General features: G+C 57.2%; 19 protein-coding genes. 9 read left to right on the forward strand and 10 right to left on the reverse strand.

The genetic code is table 11. The features are described 5' to 3' along the window. Window positions 1-2: 2 nt before the first annotated feature. Both HKD21_RS04885 and radC read left to right on the forward strand, forming a co-directional pair. The gene (locus HKD21_RS04885; RefSeq protein WP_228121009.1) at window positions 3-626 is read left to right on the forward strand and encodes a JAB domain-containing protein; all 624 of its coding nucleotides are present in this window, start codon (window positions 3-5) and stop codon (window positions 624-626) included. Then, window positions 627-1,373, forward strand: coding sequence for a RadC family protein (gene radC / locus HKD21_RS04890; RefSeq protein WP_228121011.1), 747 nt, complete (start codon window positions 627-629; stop codon window positions 1,371-1,373). Between the two features lie 6 nt (window positions 1,374-1,379). On the opposite strand, the gene HKD21_RS04895 is transcribed toward radC, so the two are convergent. The 6 genes from HKD21_RS04895 to rpmE form a co-directional block, all read right to left on the reverse strand. Continuing rightward, the gene (locus HKD21_RS04895; protein WP_194254503.1) at window positions 1,380-2,504 is read right to left on the reverse strand and encodes a 5-(carboxyamino)imidazole ribonucleotide synthase; all 1,125 of its coding nucleotides are present in this window, start codon (window positions 2,502-2,504) and stop codon (window positions 1,380-1,382) included. Continuing rightward, window positions 2,501-3,025 (reverse strand): 5-(carboxyamino)imidazole ribonucleotide mutase, encoded by a 525-nt coding sequence (purE, locus tag HKD21_RS04900; protein ID WP_194254504.1) that lies wholly within the window; start codon window positions 3,023-3,025, stop codon window positions 2,501-2,503. The genes HKD21_RS04895 and purE overlap by 4 nt, the downstream gene beginning before the upstream one ends. Continuing rightward, entirely contained in the window at window positions 3,026-3,226 is a 201-nt protein-coding gene (locus tag HKD21_RS04905; RefSeq protein WP_011253895.1) for a YdcH family protein, read from the reverse strand. Window positions 3,227-3,345: 119 nt separating this feature from the next. Beyond that, window positions 3,346-3,930, reverse strand: coding sequence for a DUF1013 domain-containing protein (locus HKD21_RS04910; protein WP_194254505.1), 585 nt, complete (start codon window positions 3,928-3,930; stop codon window positions 3,346-3,348). Window positions 3,931-4,139: 209 nt separating this feature from the next. Continuing rightward, window positions 4,140-4,598 (reverse strand): Hsp20 family protein, encoded by a 459-nt coding sequence (locus HKD21_RS04915; RefSeq protein ID WP_194254506.1) that lies wholly within the window; start codon window positions 4,596-4,598, stop codon window positions 4,140-4,142. A 156-nt stretch (window positions 4,599-4,754) separates the two neighbouring features. Then, window positions 4,755-4,982 (reverse strand): 50S ribosomal protein L31, encoded by a 228-nt coding sequence (gene rpmE, locus HKD21_RS04920; protein WP_194254507.1) that lies wholly within the window; start codon window positions 4,980-4,982, stop codon window positions 4,755-4,757. Window positions 4,983-5,170: 188 nt separating this feature from the next. On the opposite strand from rpmE, the gene mscL reads away from it, so the two are divergent. Next, window positions 5,171-5,629 carry a large-conductance mechanosensitive channel protein MscL gene (gene mscL, locus HKD21_RS04925; RefSeq protein ID WP_194254508.1) on the forward strand — a complete coding sequence of 153 codons (459 nt, stop codon included), beginning with the start codon at window positions 5,171-5,173 and terminating at the stop codon, window positions 5,627-5,629. Then, complete coding sequence (locus HKD21_RS04930) at window positions 5,629-6,021, forward strand: hypothetical protein (protein ID WP_194254509.1); 393 nt, start codon at window positions 5,629-5,631, stop codon at window positions 6,019-6,021. Before mscL ends, HKD21_RS04930 begins: the two co-directional genes overlap by 1 nt. 37 nt (window positions 6,022-6,058) lie before the next feature. Here the strand turns inward: HKD21_RS04930 and secF are convergent, their stop codons facing one another. Both secF and secD read right to left on the reverse strand, forming a co-directional pair. Continuing rightward, on the reverse strand, window positions 6,059-6,997 hold the full coding sequence (secF, locus tag HKD21_RS04935; protein ID WP_194254510.1) for a protein translocase subunit SecF: 939 nt from the start codon (window positions 6,995-6,997) through the stop codon (window positions 6,059-6,061). Between the two features lie 5 nt (window positions 6,998-7,002). Next, complete coding sequence (gene secD / locus HKD21_RS04940; protein WP_194254739.1) at window positions 7,003-8,544, reverse strand: protein translocase subunit SecD; 1,542 nt, start codon at window positions 8,542-8,544, stop codon at window positions 7,003-7,005. A gap of 159 nt (window positions 8,545-8,703) precedes the next feature. On the opposite strand from secD, the gene HKD21_RS04945 reads away from it, so the two are divergent. After that, the gene (locus HKD21_RS04945; RefSeq protein WP_194254740.1) at window positions 8,704-9,699 is read left to right on the forward strand and encodes a Gfo/Idh/MocA family protein; all 996 of its coding nucleotides are present in this window, start codon (window positions 8,704-8,706) and stop codon (window positions 9,697-9,699) included. A 15-nt stretch (window positions 9,700-9,714) separates the two neighbouring features. Here HKD21_RS04945 and HKD21_RS04950 read toward each other — a convergent pair whose 3' ends face one another. Continuing rightward, complete coding sequence (locus HKD21_RS04950; protein WP_194254511.1) at window positions 9,715-11,523, reverse strand: ABC-F family ATP-binding cassette domain-containing protein; 1,809 nt, start codon at window positions 11,521-11,523, stop codon at window positions 9,715-9,717. A gap of 65 nt (window positions 11,524-11,588) precedes the next feature. Further along, complete coding sequence (locus HKD21_RS04955; RefSeq protein ID WP_194254512.1) at window positions 11,589-12,329, reverse strand: response regulator; 741 nt, start codon at window positions 12,327-12,329, stop codon at window positions 11,589-11,591. Window positions 12,330-12,549: 220 nt separating this feature from the next. Here HKD21_RS04955 and HKD21_RS04960 point away from each other — a divergent pair, with 220 nt between their 5' ends. The 4 genes from HKD21_RS04960 (at window position 12,550) to HKD21_RS04975 (ending at window position 15,962) form a co-directional block, all read left to right on the forward strand. After that, complete coding sequence (locus HKD21_RS04960) at window positions 12,550-13,071, forward strand: sigma-70 family RNA polymerase sigma factor (RefSeq protein WP_194254741.1); 522 nt, start codon at window positions 12,550-12,552, stop codon at window positions 13,069-13,071. 103 nt (window positions 13,072-13,174) lie between these two features. Then, window positions 13,175-13,750 (forward strand): sigma-70 family RNA polymerase sigma factor, encoded by a 576-nt coding sequence (locus tag HKD21_RS04965; RefSeq protein ID WP_194254513.1) that lies wholly within the window; start codon window positions 13,175-13,177, stop codon window positions 13,748-13,750. Window positions 13,751-13,917: 167 nt separating this feature from the next. Further along, complete coding sequence (locus HKD21_RS04970; RefSeq protein ID WP_194254514.1) at window positions 13,918-14,091, forward strand: NepR family anti-sigma factor; 174 nt, start codon at window positions 13,918-13,920, stop codon at window positions 14,089-14,091. Further along, the gene (locus HKD21_RS04975; protein WP_322782906.1) at window positions 14,088-15,962 is read left to right on the forward strand and encodes a sensor histidine kinase; all 1,875 of its coding nucleotides are present in this window, start codon (window positions 14,088-14,090) and stop codon (window positions 15,960-15,962) included. The genes HKD21_RS04970 and HKD21_RS04975 overlap by 4 nt, the downstream gene beginning before the upstream one ends. The last annotated feature ends 108 nt before the right edge of the window (window positions 15,963-16,070 follow it).

The raw sequence follows: 16,070 nt of genomic DNA on the forward strand, positions 1-16,070 counted from the left end.
GAATGCGTGCACGCGTGCTGAACACGGGTGCGAGCACGCTGGCAGACTATGAAATTCTGGAAATGCTTCTTTTCGCCGGTGTGCCCCGCAAAGATACGAAGCCACTCGCCAAAGGACTGATCGGACATTTCGGCAGTCTGGTCGAGGTCTTTCGCGCTCCAACGCAGGCCCTACGAGCAGCGGGCCTGAAAGACGACGCCATCCGTGTCCTGCGCCTCCCCGGCGTTGCAGCGGAGCGGCTGGCGTCTTCGGAACAGCGCGAACGTCCGATGCTGAGCAACTGGGATCAACTCGTAACCTATCTCGATCAGGCGCTTGAGGGAGGGATATCAGGACAGTTCCGGCTACTCTATCTCGACAACCGTAATCGCCTTCTGGCGGATGAGGCGGCACCCGACGCCGATACGCCAACCAAACGCAACCGCGCCATCGCCATCAGGGCACTTGCATTGCACGCCACAGCCCTGATTGGGTTTTACGTCCATCCAACAGAGCGTCCCGAAGATCTATCACAGGCGGCCAGACAGCTGGATTTTGCAATGCGCCCCCTGTCCATCACACTTCATGATGTGCTCATCACAGGCGAGGGGCCACCCTCCAGCATGCGTCAGGGAGGGTTACTGTAAATGGAGAGCGAAACGAGCGGCTTTTCGGATGGCATGGTGGGTCTGTCATCGGCCGATCTGAGACAGATCACTACCCTGACCGAGACACCCTCAAAACTTGAACCGCCGCTCGCTCTTCTGACGGGCCGCGGGCGCCATCTCGACGATGAGACCCTGCTGCATCTGATGACCGTCCTGTTCACCGGACGTGAGGAGGGCAGCGCCGAACTTTCACGTACGCTCTTTACCCGTTTTGGATCGCTAGCTGCCGTTCTCTCAGCAAGCAATCGCGAACTTGAAGGCATCACGAATATGGGCACGCATATGGCGCCTATGATTCGCCTCCTTCAGGAAGCGGCACTTCGATATAACCGCGCGCGCCTTCCGCCTGAAGACGTGCTCGATAGCGAACAGAAACTGCTCGATTATCTCACAGCCCGTCTGGCGCGGGAAAATATCGAGCAGTTCCGAATTCTGTTTCTGAACGAAAAGAACAGTCTGATCGCTGACGAGGCTCAGGCCAGAGGCACGGTGAACCATACGCCCGTCTATCCACGCGAAGTTGCGCGACGCGCCGTTGAAGTCGGCGCCAACGCACTTGTTCTGGTCCACAACCATCCAAGCGGCGACCCCACCCCCTCAGAAGCCGACCTTCAGATGACCATGCAGGTTCAGGCCGCGCTGGATGTGGTCGGCGTCACGATCGCGGACCATTTCATCATCGGCAACGGCCGCCACACCAGTTTCCGGCGTAGCAACCTGCTCTAAAACTTCTCAGCCCCGAGGCGGCAGAAGCCCTTCGAGGGCCAGTTCTCCGGGAAGGACGCCTCGCGGGAAAATGGTGTTTACATGGCCCATTTTCCGCCCCTCACGCGCCTCCGACTTTCCATAAAGATGGAGCGACGCCCCATCCGTCGCCAGAATGGCCGGAACACGTGCCATGTCTTCCGGACCGATCAGATTGTGCATAATCGCATCGGAATGGCGACGCGCAGGCGGCAGGGGAAGCCCTGTAACCGCACGAACATGCATCTCGAACTGATCGACCAGACACGCATCCATGGTCCAGTGACCGGAATTGTGCGGGCGAGGGGCAATCTCGTTCACCATGAGGCTTCCATCCGCCGCATGGAACATTTCCACGCCCATGATCCCAACCAGACCCAATGCTTCTGCAATCTGGGCCGCCATATCCTGGGCCTGTCGCGCAATATCGGGCATGACGCGGGCAGGCGCGAGCGTCACATCCAGAATACCGTTCCGGTGACGATTTTCAACCGTATCGAAACAGCGCACGGTCCCGTCCAGAGCCCGCACAACCATCACACTGAGCTCACGCTCGAAATCGATCATCTTCTCCGCAACAAGCGGGTAGGGAAGGTCTTCCAGAGCAGCAAGGGCCTCGACATCCGGCACGCGGAACTGCCCCTTGCCGTCGTAACCAAAGCGCGTGGTCTTGAGGATCAGAGGAAAACCCAGTGTTTCCAGCTCAGGCAGATCCTCCGGGCCATTGACCGCACGCCATGGCGCAAGGCTGACACCAATTCCGGACAGCCGCGTCTTTTCCGCAATCCGGTCCTGACTGATCCGAAGAATGTCACCTCCCGGACGCACCGGACGGCGTTTTTCCAGAAGCGCCAGACCCTCGGCATTGATGTTCTCGAATTCGAACGTCACCACATCGCAACGCGAGGCAAAATCCTCAAGCGTGGCAGGGTCGTCATAGGCCCCAACAGTAACGGAAGCAGCGACTTCTGTGGCCGGGCTCGGGAACTCCGGGCTCAGAACATGCACATGATAGCCGAGTTTTGATGCAGCGACGGCAGACATGCGACCAAGCTGTCCACCACCAATGATCCCGATCGTACTGCCGGGCGCAAAAATGTCCTGTGTGTTCATTCGACAGGAACGTCCGCCACCGCAGCCGTCTGCGTCGCCCGCCAGGCATCCAGACGCGCCATGACCTGCCCATCGGAAACCGAGAGGATCGACGCGGCCAGAAGCCCCGCATTGATCGCACCGGCCTTACCGATCGCCAGCGTACCGACTGGAACGCCACCGGGCATCTGGACGATGGAAAGCAGACTGTCCTGACCGTTCAGCGCCCGGCTCTGGACCGGAACACCGAGCACAGGAACGCTTGTCCAGGCTGCGCACATTCCCGGAAGATGCGCAGCTCCACCAGCACCCGCAATAATGACGTGCAGTCCACGCCGACGTGCCGTCTTGGCGTATTCCACCAGACGATCCGGAGTACGGTGTGCAGAAACGATCCGTCGTTCATGGGCAATGCCCAGATCGTCGAGGATGTCGCAGGCGTGACGCATGGTGTCCCAGTCGGACTGGCTTCCCATGATGACGCCAACGCGGACAGGCACGTCGTCCTGAAGGGTTTCGTCGGCGGAGAGGATCTGGCTCATTCAGGCAATATTATCCGGGATGAGACGGGTCTCGATCCACGAAATCTCATCTTTGAGCTGAAGCTTGCGCTTTTTAAGACGCTGAAGCTGAAGCTGGTTGAGGGGATGATGGACGAGACGCTCGATGACGGTATCCAGATCACGATGCTCGCTGCGCAGTTCGTGCAGACGTTTCAGCATGGCATTGTCGTCAGTCATCATGGCATCCGGTCCCGGAGAACAGTCAGGCATTGTGGAGAGACTGATTCTTTCCACTCTTTCCAATGCAGTATCATGCCTGAAGGGCACCGGACCAGTACCCGTCAGGCATTCATCCCGGATCAGGCGTGACTGTCGCTGTCCGGCACATAGGCTTCCACGACCGGCAGGGCATGACCCTCACGCGCCAGTCGATCATTCGCAGACGTAACGGCGGCATGAAGATCGGTCTGAGTGCACAGACCGAGGATCACGGGGTCGCGCGGCTTGATGTTGGCGCTATTCCAATGCTGGCGATCGCGGACCTTGATGATGGTATCCTTGGTCGTGCCGAGCAGCTTGACAATCTGGGCTTCGGAAAGCTGCGGAAACTGGCGCAGAACGAACGCGATGGCGTCCGGACGGTCATTACGCTTGGCCACAGGGGTGTAGCGCGCGCCCTTGGCACGGCGTTTGACGGGGCTGGCCGTCGGCATGATCTTCAGGCGCGCATTGGTATCTTTTTCGCAGCGCTTGATTTCAGCTTCGGCAAGCTGGTGGTTTTTGACCGGGTCGTAGCCGTTGATTCCGGCCGCAACTTCGCCGTCTGCAATCGCCTGAACTTCAAGCGGGTGCATGCCACAGAATTCTGCGATCTGGGTAAAGGTCAGGCCGGTTTTCTCGATCAGCCAGACGGCCGTCGCCTTGGGCATCAAAGGCAGGGTCATGTCGATGCGTTCCTTGCTGGGACACGGATGGAGCCGGCTTCCGCAGGCACCGATCGGGCGTATCCGGCGAGGAAACAATCCCGCCCGGGATATGATCGCGGCACCTGCTGGATGCTCTGCGATAATGCAGACGGGTATGGGCCACCAAAGCCTCGATGGTCAAGCACCAAAACGGAAAGGCGTGCTTTTAGGGCACACCTTCCCTGCGCTTATGCGGTGTAAACCGTTCCAGACGGGGCGGTCTGCCCCGTTCCGCTCCGAACCGGAATACGACGCGGTCTGGCAGCCTCCGGCACGACCTGCCGGACCATGATGGACAGCAGCCCATTCACCAGATCCGCCTGATCGATTTCCGTATGGTCCGCCAGCACGAAACGGCGCTCGAACGCCCGCGTAGCGATACCGCGATGCAGCCATTCCCGGTCACGACTGTTCTCGGGAACGCTTCCGCGTACGACAAGCGTATTGTCTTCCTGAACGACGTCCACATCTTCAGGCCGGAAGCCCGCAAGAGCCATCGTCAGGACGTAGTTCGTCTCGCCGGTTTTTTCGATATTGTAAGGGGGGTAACTTGGAAGGGCCTGGGCATTGGCAACATTGCCAGCCATCGTGGCCAGTCGGTCAAAGCCGATCGCGCTGCGAAACAGCGGCGTAAAGTCGTAAGTCATTGAAACCTCCTTCTGGCAGGAATCATCTGGCGCATTTCCCTGTATGGCAAAATGCTATGGTCAAACCAGCCACGACCCGAACGGCATCGCGGCTGATTCTCCAGATAGGTTCCGACCTGCCCGCCTTCAAGAGAAAGCGGGAGGAGGGGCACCGAATTACTTCGTGCGCGTACCGATGCCTGCAAAGCGCTTGTTGAACTTTGCAACCTGGCCTCCGGTATCCATCATACGCTGGACGCCCGTCCAGGCCGGATGGGACTTCGGATCAACGTCGAGACGCAGCGTCGCGCCTGCTTCACCGTAGCAGGAATGCGTCTTGTATTCGGTCCCGTCGGTCATGATGACGGTGATCTCGTGGTAGTCAGGATGGATGCCGGATTTCATGAATGTCTCTCCATAAAGAAAGCTCCGATGCCGACCGGAGCGAATCATCAGGCGCGTATAACGGAAACCGCTTCTGGATGAAAGTGGCCTTTACTGGATCATGTGAGTCCGTTTATCCCTTGCAATGAAAGCGGGCTCGAATGTCAGGCCTGCAACCGTGCCTTCACGGATCTCAAGAAAGGTTTGATATGAGCGAGACCAAACACACCCTGCACGCCCCGGGCTGGATGAGCGATTTTCAGAAGTTCATCATGCGTGGCAATGTTCTCGACCTCGCCGTCGGTGTCGTGATCGGTGCATCGTTCAGTGCGATCGTCGGCAGTGCGGTCAAGGATGTCATGACACCGTTCATCGGCCTTCTCACCGGCGGCGTCGACTTCTCGAACCTGTTCATCACCCTTAAGGGGCCGGTCAAGGACACACTTTCCGAAGCCCAGAAGGCCGGAGCAGTGACCGTGAATATCGGTCTGTTCCTGAATTCCGTCATCCAGTTCCTGATCGTTGCATTCTTCATCTTCTGGCTGACCCGCATCCTCAGCAAGCTGAGCCGCAAACAGGCAGAAGCACCTGCCGCTCCGCCAGCACCGACCAAGGAAGAAGTTCTTCTCACGGAAATCCGCGACCTGCTGGCGCAGAAAAACGCCTGATGACAGCCATGAAGGTTTCCCGCCCCGCAGTCTGGCGTTCTGCGACGGCTCTGCTTGTAGCGGGAGGCTTTCTGGCCGGATGCGCGGCACGCCCTGAAATGACGGGACTGCCGCCATCCCCCAATTCCCGACTTTATGCGTATCTGATTGCGCATGGCATGGCCCGGGGGGCAGTCATGACCGGACAGATAGGCCCGGAAGAACTGCCCCGACTGGTTACTCTGGACAAGGCCGCGCAGCAAGCAACCCTGAACGCTTTGAAGCTGCAAAGCTCGTCCGCAAACCGGCAGGCTGATCAGGCGCTCTCCAGTCTTCTGGCAGATCTGCCACAAAAAGCTCTTTCCATGACGGACCATCCGTCAGAGCAGACACAAAAAAACCGGCTCCCCTGAGGGACGCCGGTTTTTTTGTATGACGGATCAGGTCGTATCAGCCTGCATTCGTTTCCTTGCGTAACCGCTTCTCGCCCATCAAAAGTAGAAGCGGCGCCGCGATGAAGATCGACGAGGACGTACCCACAACAATCCCGAACAGCATGACGGTGGCAAAACCGGTCAGGGTGCTTCCCCCGAACAGCGCCAGGGGCAGGGCTGCCAGAAAGACCGTCATGGACGTGCCAAGCGTACGGTTCAGTGTCTCGTTAATGGACAGGTCCAGCAACTCCCGCAGCGGCATCGTCCGATACTTGCGCAGGTTTTCGCGGATACGGTCGTAAACCACAACCTTGTCGTTCGTGGAATAGCCCAGGATCGTCAGAAGAGCCGCAACCATCACAAGATCGAACTCAAAGCGCGTGATGGCCAGAAAACCGATCGTCTTGGTCAGATCAAGGATGAGCGTCACCACGGCACTGATGGCAAACTCACGCTCGAAGCGAACCCAGATATAGACCAGAATCATCGCAAGGCTGAAGCCGAGCGCCAGCAGGCCGTCGCGAAACAGTTCGGACGATACCGAAGCCCCCACGGCATCGGCACGCAGAACCTGTGTGCCCGGTTCGGCAGCCGATATGGCGTTCTTGACACCATCGACCAGCTTCTGGGTCTGCGCCTCACGATCTGCCCCTTCGGGCGCATTGATCGAAATCCGAACATCACGCGGCGACCCGAACGCCTGCACGGCGTCCGGATGAATACCGGCATGGTCCAGCGCGGCCCGCAGCTTGCCGAAATCGGCAGGGCCGGGGGTCTGGGCTTCCACAATGATGCCACCGCGGAAATCCAGCCCAAGCTTCAGACCAGGCTGGAAGAACAGGATGACGGAAGCAATGGACAGGACCGCCGAAACGATCAACCCCATGTGACGGCCGCGCATGAAATTGATGCGCCGATCGTCACGGACAAAACGGAAAAGAGGACGTGACAGCATGACGATCAGACCGGAAGTTCTTTGGGACGGGCGAGGGCGTACCACCGCACGACCAGAAGGCGTGACAGCAGGAGGGTCGTAAAGAGGGTCGTGACGATACCAATAGTGATCGTCAGGGCGAAGTTGCGGACAGGCCCCGTTCCGAACACGAAGAGCATGACATGTGCAAGAAACGCCGTGGCATTACTGTCGATGATCGTGCCGGTCGCGCGGTCAAAACCCGCTTGAAGCGCTTGAAGCGGACCCCGGCCGCGCTTCACTTCCTCGCGGATACGCTCGTTGATCAGGATATTTGCATCAACGGCCATACCCAAAGTTAGCAGCATACCGGCCATACCCGGCAGGGTCAGTGTCGCCTGAAACAGCGACAGGATACCAACCATCAGGATCAGGTTCGCAAAGAGCGCGATATCGGCATACAGACCAAAGCGACCGTAAAACAGCACCATGAACACGATGACCAGCAGCAGGCCAGTCAGCAGGCTGATAATACCGGCACGAATGGACGCAGCACCAAGGCTCGGGCCAATCGTGCGCTGCTCGACCACAGACAGCGGAGCAGGCAGCGCACCAGCGCGCAACAGCAGCGCCAGATCTGACGCACTGCGCGCATTGAATCCCCCCGTGATCTGACCGTTTCCGGCCGTGATCGGGCTGATGATGTTCGGGGCCTCAATAACCTTGTTGTCCAGAACGATCGCAAAGCGCTTGCCGACATTGGCTCGCGTGACATTCGCAAACGCCGTCGCACCCGCACTGTTGAGTTGGAACGTCACAGCCCAGCCACCGCTCTGCTGATCGATCACCGCACCGGCATTCGTCAGATCCGTGCCGTCGACATCGACATGATCCTGCACTGCCACCTGCGTATGCATGCTCTCGTCTTCAAGCATCGTGGAGCCGGGGCTCGCAACGCTCGGGTTCGGAGCCAGCAGACGGAAGGTCAGGCGTGCCGTCGTGCCCAGCAGGCTCTTGATCCGCTCCGGGTCGCTGACACCCGGAAGCTCGACAACAATCCGGTCGTCACCTTCACGCGCAATACTCGGATCAATCGCACCCGTCGCATCGATACGACGGCGAACGATCTCGATGGACTGCGCAACAGCCTCACGCGCCCGGGCCAGCATCGCCTCATGCTGAAGCGTCAGAACGATCCGCCCGTCTTTTTCGGACGTCGTGAATTCGTTCGGCACCACGGGCGGCAGGGACTGCATGGCTTTGAGCGCCGCAGCACGCTCGGCATCCGAACGCGGCGCAAAGCTCAGGCTCGCAGACGCATCATCACGGACGAAATCCCGATACCCGAGGGAGTGATCCAGAAGGGTCTGGCGCACCTGATCCTGAAGGGATTGCAGACGGTCGTGCTCAAGGGATTTCAGATCGAGCTGAAGGAGAAGGTAGGACCCACCCCGCAGATCGAGCCCCAGATGGATCTGCCGCCAGGGCAGGGACGGCGTGGGAGAACGCAGGAAGTTGGGCAGACACAGGAGCACGCCAATCAGGCAGATGCCTGCGACGCCCAGCAGTCTGAGCCGGCTATAATACATCATATCAGATCGAGACGTCCTCGGCGGATTTGGACAGATCGTTTTTCAGATCATTTTCTGGCCGGGACCATGCCGTTTCCGCCATGCCGATGCAACCTTTTGCCTGTTTGGGCGCGCACGACCTTCCCGGAAAACAGCGTGCCTGATAAGCGTACCTGCATGAATACAACGCAGCAGCTTCGTGTCGGCATCGTCGGTGCCGGTCATTTCGGACGGTTTCACGCTCTCAAATCCGCAGCAAACCCGGCGGAGCAGCTAGTCGCCCTTTACGATCCAGATCCGGCCCGTGCAGCAGTTGTGGCATCGGAAGCTCGTTGCGGAATTGCCACAAGCTACGAAAATCTTCTTGAACAGGTTGATGCTGTCATTATCGCAGCGCCGGCGGAATATCATTTCCGCCTGACCAGTCAGGCTCTCAGGGCAGGACGACATGTTCTGGTCGAAAAACCGATCGCCGCCAAACTGGACGAGGCATATGCCCTCGCCAAACTGGCAGAACAGACCGGAAAAATCCTTCAGGTCGGCCACCTTCTGCGTTATTCCGCCGAACATCACGCCATCACTGAACGGATCAAGGCCCCCCTCTACATCGAAGCAACCCGCATTGCCCCATACAAGTCCCGCGGGACGGACGTTTCGGTCATTCTTGACCTCATGATCCATGACCTGGATCTCGTTCTGGCGATCGTGGACAGCCCCATCGCGGAAATCGATGCACTGGGAGCGGCTGTTTCGAGCGCACATGAAGACATTGCCAACGCCCGCGTCAGATTTGAAAACGGGTGCGTGGCCACCATCACCGCGAGCCGGATTTCCTTGAAAACAGAACGCCGTATGCGGCTATTCTCACAGAACGGATATCTTTCTGCCGACTTCATGGGGCGAAAACTGAGCTTCATTGGTCGTGACCGAGGAATGCCGCTTCCGGGCACAGGAGGCTTTCGCCGCGAAGCCATAAGCTGGAAAGATCATGACAATCTGGCTGCAGAACATGAAGCCTTCGCTGCTTCATGCCTTTACGGCTCCCCCGTTCTGGTCGATGCACAAGCGGGGATCAGGGCTTTGGACGCTGCCATTAGAGTCACGGATAGCATCAAGCGTTCGAGACAGATGATGGAGCTTTCCGGCCTGATTCCCGCCACATCAAAAGTCTAAAAGACTTCTTTCAAATCACTGATTTTCAAGAAGTTCTTTTTTCATTTCCAGTTCGAGCCACTCCTCCTCCGATTGGGTCAATTCCTTCTCGGCAGCTTCCAGATGCTGTGTGGTTTTCTCGAATTTTGCAAAATCCCGGCTATAAAGCGCCGGATCTGCGAGAACATCGCGATAGGTCTGAATCTTCTTTTCCAGATCAGCCACTTTCTTTGGAAGCAGATCCAGCGCACGTTTGTCGTTATAGCTAAGCTTCTTCGCCTTTTTATCTGTTTTTAAAGCAGATTTTGGCGCGATCTCCTCTGCGCCCGAAGAGGAGATTTCACGCCCTGCCGGAGCTTCTCCACGCTGGATCAGCATATCCGAATAGCCGCCCGCATATTCGATCCACTCACCGCCACCATCTGACACCAGAACCGAACTCGCAACTCGATCCAGAAAATCACGATCATGGCTTACCAGCAGGACCGTACCCGCATAATCGGCCAGCATATCCTGAAGAAGATCCAGCGTTTCCAGATCGAGATCGTTCGTCGGCTCATCAAGTACCATGAGGCTCGACGGCTTGGCCAGCGCGCAGGCCAGCGCCAGCCGACCGCGCTCTCCCCCTGAGAGTTTTCCTACCGGGGTGCGAGCCTGTTCAGGACGGAACAGGAAGTCTTTCATATACCCGATGACATGGCGCTTTTCGTCGCCGACCTGCACCATATCTCCACTGCCACCAGCGAGGGTCTCGGCCAGCGTCTTCGTTGGATCGAGGCTTTCCCGCTGCTGATCCAGCGTCACCATAGCCACGGAAGGCCCCATCTTGATGGTGCCGGATTGCGGCTCCATCTTCCCAGTCAAAAGACGCAAAAGCGTTGTTTTTCCTGCGCCGTTCGCTCCCACCAGACCCAGCCGATCACCACGCAGAATTCTCAGATCGAGATCCCTGACGATGGCCCGATCATCATAGGCCCAGTTGACGCCTTCTGCTGCAATCGTGATCTTGCCTGCGCTTTCGGCATCAGTCGCCGCCATCCGTAGCGTGCCCTTGTTGCGGGAGGCAAGCTCACGACGCTGCGCCCGAAGCGCTGCCAATTCTCCGACACGGCGGACATTGCGCTTGCGGCGCGCCGTGACGCCGTAAATCATCCAGTCTTCTTCCCGCGCGATCTGTCGGTCCAGTTTATGTGCATCGCGCTCCTGCTGCTCCAGAACCTCGTCGCGCCAGGTTTCATAGCGCGCAAACCCCTGATCAAGCCGCCGCGTCACACCATTTTCCAACCAGACGACGCTGCGAGACAAAGTCTCCAGCAGACGACGGTCATGACTGATGACGATCATCGCGCAACGGGAAGCAGAAAGCTCTTTTTCCAGCCACGTAATGGACGGAAGGTCCAGATGGTTGGTTGGCTCGTCAAGCAGTAGCAGATCAGGTTCGGCAGCAAGAGCACGGGCGAGGGCGCAACGTCGCACTTCACCACCAGAAAGACTCTGACAACCTTCCTCTCCCGTCATCCCGAGTTCCGCCAGCATGGAGCGCGCTCGATAGGCCTCGGTCTCGTCCAGACCTTCGGACGCATAATCGAATGTTGTGGCGTAGCGCGAAAGATCCGGCTCCTGCGCCAGATAATGGACCTTTGTGCCGGGCTGCACGAAACGCTTTCCGGAATCCGCGACGATATCGCCTGAAGCGATCTTCAGCAGCGTGGATTTTCCGGAACCATTCCGACCGACAAGGCAAATGCGCTCACCGGGCAGGACAGCAAACTCCGCACCATCAAGGAGCGGACGTCCACCAAGAGTAAACGTAATGTTCTGAAGAGAGAGGATGGGTGCCGACATGGCTCCCTATGTGTCGCAGCGGAGCACCCGCCGCAAGCCACCCCGCTCCAAATTAAATTATGCCCTCAGACGGGCGTAACCCCACCCGTGACAGCCTGGTAGGTCGCAACAGCCAGTGTCATGGGCTCGAACGGCTTCGTGATGACGAAGGACGGCTCCTGCGTTTCACCTGTGAGCAAGCGCTCTGGATAGGCCGTAACGAAAATAACCGGCGCTTCATGGGTCCGCAGGATACGCCCTACAGCCTGCATGCCGTCACCGCCGCCGCCGAGATTAATGTCTGCAAGAATGAGGCCGGGTTTCGTTTTTGCTGCCAATGCGACGGCATCGGCCTCGGTATGCGCGACACCTGCAATTTTGTGGCCACAGCGTTCGACCAAATCCTGAATATCCATGGCGATGATTGGTTCGTCTTCGATAATCAGAACGCTGGTCTGCGCAATTTCCTGAAGTCCTTCACGGGCTTTATTGAGTTCAGCCGCCGCCTGTTCGTCGGTCATCCCCAAAGCATGTGCACTGGAAGCCAGTGATTGTTCTTCAAGGGATGTCAGCAGAAGAAGAGCGCGCTGACGCAGTGGCATACCGATGTTGGCATCCGCACCATGCCGTTTCATGAATGCACTTACCAGCAGACCGTAGAGAGCCTGTCGCGCAGAAAGATCACTCCTGCGTGAACTGTCCACCAATTCTTTTAAAGCAATAGCTACGAGTTGATCGCCCGTTTTCTGATCACCAATCAAGGCGCGGGCAAAGCGACGGGCGTAGGGAAGCGCCTTGACGAGTTCCTGACGTGCCGGATCGGTCATGTGTCGCTGGCCCCCTGAAAAGATATCTGTTGATCCATCCCGATCGGATGCATCCTGTTATGAAGGTTGAATAACCATGACACGATGACCAATCTGCGTATAGTCTCCGTGACTGCGCGGCCATCTGGAATGTCGCGTGAAGGATTTTCTTCTGAGCACATCCGCATCCGACGGGCATTCGCCAGGCCTGCCGCCTCAAAAAACGAACTTTCATCGTGACCTGCTTCAGGCTCTCCCGGATCTGAGAGGTTTCGCACGTTTTCTGACGCGGGATATAAGCGCAGCCGATGATCTGGTTCAGGACACGATTGTCCGCGCACTGGCTTCTCAGGATCAATTCCAGCAAGGGACTGTCCTGAAAGCGTGGCTGTTCACAATTCAGAGAAACGCTTTTTACGAGCAGACACGTCGACGCAGCCGCGAACAGGAAATCATGCTCGATATCGAACTCGACATGCAGCCATCAACCGCCGCCCCGTCTCGCCAGAGCGCCCGCGATGCTGTTCAGGACCTGGGAGAGCTTTTGTGGAAACTTCCGGATTTACTGCGTGAGGCATTGATCCTCGTTGGGGGGCAGGAACTCTCTTATGAAGATGCAGCCCGGGTCTGCGATGTGCCCGCCGGGACAATGAAGGCGCGCGTTTCCCGCGCCCGCGCCCAACTCGCAGAACTGGCCGTCATATCGTCCTCCATCTCAGGAGAAAGTGCCGAAAAAATATCGCCGGAATCCCGGGCTTTTTAGAGTAATTTCTTTGTCTTCAAATTTTTTTTCGTCCGGATGCAACATTTTCGATCAACCATTCATTGATCTCCTGAAAACAGAGTGAAATTCAGGAGTCAGTTCCATGACGTTCCACGATCAGGTCATTGCCATTCTTCCGAAGCTGCGTGTTCAGGCTCTTTCTCTGACCCGCAACCGGGCTGCCGCCGAAGATCTCGTACAGGACGCCGTGTGCAACGCTCTGGCCGCACAGAACAGCTTCATTCCCGGCACGAATTTTTCGGCCTGGATGCACCGCATTCTGCGCAACCGCTTTATTTCCGATCTTCGCAAGCGCCGCGAGACAACTGATATTGACGATGTACCCGCTTCGTCCTTCGCCAGCCCGGCAACCCATGAAGACAATCTCGCCCTGAAGGATCTGTCGATGGCGCTGTCCCGCCTTCCGTCCGACCAGCGTGAAGCGCTTGTCATGGTCGTGATTCAGGGCATGAGCTACGAAGAACTGGCTGAAGCAACGGATTGCGCCGTTGGTACGGCAAAAAGCCGTGTCTTCCGTGCACGTCGTCAGCTGGAAGCCTGGATGAGTGGAGACCTTCCGGCGAATGACAAGCTTCGCGTAAAGGTCAAGGCGCTGCGCGATGCCATGGATGCCCGTAGCCGTGCCGGGCGGCCGTGCGACGATCTCATGCTGTCCTGACCCTGATATCCGCAATAAAACATCCCAATCCATTGCGGATTGGAAGCAATTGCAGAAAACGCTCTGTTTTCGTAAGACTGTTTCTGGCAGTTCATCCCGCAACGGTTTCTTAAAAGAAAACCGTAGTTCGCGCCATAATCAGTATCAGGAAGGTTCGGGACCAGCCAATGACCGCAGGAGACAAGCGGAAGTCTTCAGTCGAGGATACCAGGGCAGAAAATCAAGAATCGCCCTTTGGTATCTGGCTGAGCCGAGGCCTACATCAGCTTTTTGATGATGTAGCAAACGAGCCGATTCCCGATGAGCTTCTCCGACTGATCGAGGAAGATCGAAACAAGTGACTGTTATCCGGTCTGGTTCTCCAGACCTGAAGCCGCGACGCTGGCACCGTCTGTTTCACAGGCGCAGTGCTCTGCGTCATATCCGGATGCTCGACACAGTCGGCGCCCGGGTCATGGCGTTGATCGTCGCCACCACTCTTCCTCTCGCAATCATCGCATCCATGCTTGCCTGGCACAGCTACCAGCAGAATGTTGGTAACAGTGCCCTGCGTACCGAACGCGATACACAGCTCGCGATTTCGGAAATCACAACAGATCTGGATCAAACCCATACGCTTCTGGATATGTTGGCTGACGGCGATATCTCATCAGGGAATGCGCTACGGGAATTCGCACTCGTCCAGACCGTTTCCCAGCACCATTACTGTCTGTTGATGCTGACAGATGTAGAAGGGCGACCATCGGTTGTACTACCTTCTCCTTCGACGCAGGATCCGGCAATCTGTCACTCTCAGGAACACACATCATCGTCGATGATGTCTGCTTCGGCCAAGCTTCCCGTTGTCGGGATTGACGTCCTGAAGGGAGACAGGGGCCCCCTCCTGAAATTTGTTGTTCCCATTCTCAATAACAACTCTGTTTCTGGTTACATCATTGCCGTTCGAACTCTGGGTTGGCAGCGAAGTCGTTTGCCAAAAGGCGACAGTCGCCTTCTTCTCGGGACAGACAATCATTCCCAGCATTTTCTGGCGATGCCGGATGGTTCTCTCTTTTCGCTTTTTCCGGACCGTCCCGTCGCAGCAAAACTGCCCTCAAAAGCAATGGCCCGTCTCGAACGGGATATCGCCTCCCTGAGCCAGCATGATGTCTTTACGAGTCAGGGCATCACATATGCCTTCCAGAACGCTTACGGACCGGTCAGCCTGATTGTCGTCACCGAACGGACTGCCGAGGAAAGTCACGCCCTCAATATCTTTCTGATCCGGGTCAGCCTGATTGTTGGTCTGCTCGTGCTGGAACTGCTGGGCGTTGCATTGGGTGCAAGCATCTTTCTGGTCGCCCCTCTCGAAAAACTTGCGCTTGCCGTTGCGGACTGGAGGAGGGGTGCACTATTCGCCCCCAGAAACAATCATTCGATTCCTCTTGAAATCCGACATCTGGAAAAAGCTTTCCTGCGCGCCACACGTCGATTGACCCAGCATGAAAAGGATCTGGAACAATCCGCCCGGAATCAGGACATGCTGATCCGGGAGATCCATCACCGCGTGAAAAACAACCTGCAGGTCGTAGCATCCCTACTCAACCTTCAGGCAAGCCGCATCCGGTCGCATGAAGCCCGCGAAGAATTCCGTCTCGTGCGTGACAGAGTAAGGGCGCTCGCGACCCTGCACCGCTACCTTTATTCAGAAAGCGGTCTTTCGGCGCTGGACGTCCAGAGCTTCCTTGAAGAGCTCTGCAGCATTCTACTGTCGGCCAACAGCATGAATGCCCAGACCCGTATCCGACTTCGACTCGATATCGAACACGTCCTGATCTCGCCCGATCAAGCCGTACCGATTGCGCTCATCGTAACCGAAGTCCTCAGCAACGCCCTGCGATATGCGTTCCCTGGCGAACGGGCAGGGCATATCATGATTGCCCTTCACAAGGTCGTCCCGGCAGATCCTGAAAAAGAAGGACTTGTGGAGCTAAAACTGGGTGATGACGGTATTGGCATTGATGCCGGTCAGGCCAGCGAGTCCCGGACTCGCAGGGAAGGGATCGGAATGCAGCTCATTCGCGGTTTTGCCCGGCAAATCAATGCGGACATGACGGTTAGCAATGAAAACGGAACCTGGTATACTCTGCGCTTTATTCCAGAACGTCCGTCTCTTACGGCACTCGCCATGGCGCGCAAGGCCATTAGTCATGAAGAAGACTCGGCACGGTAACTACGTAACAGCCGCAGGTTTCGCTTACAAAATCACAAAAAACTCTAAATAAGCAGCAAGAATTGCCTGAGGCACTGTCTTGTCGAGCCTTTGCGACCTATATGCAGG

This window comes from Gluconobacter cerevisiae (assembly GCF_015244675.1).
Lineage (GTDB): Bacteria > Pseudomonadota > Alphaproteobacteria > Acetobacterales > Acetobacteraceae > Gluconobacter > Gluconobacter cerevisiae.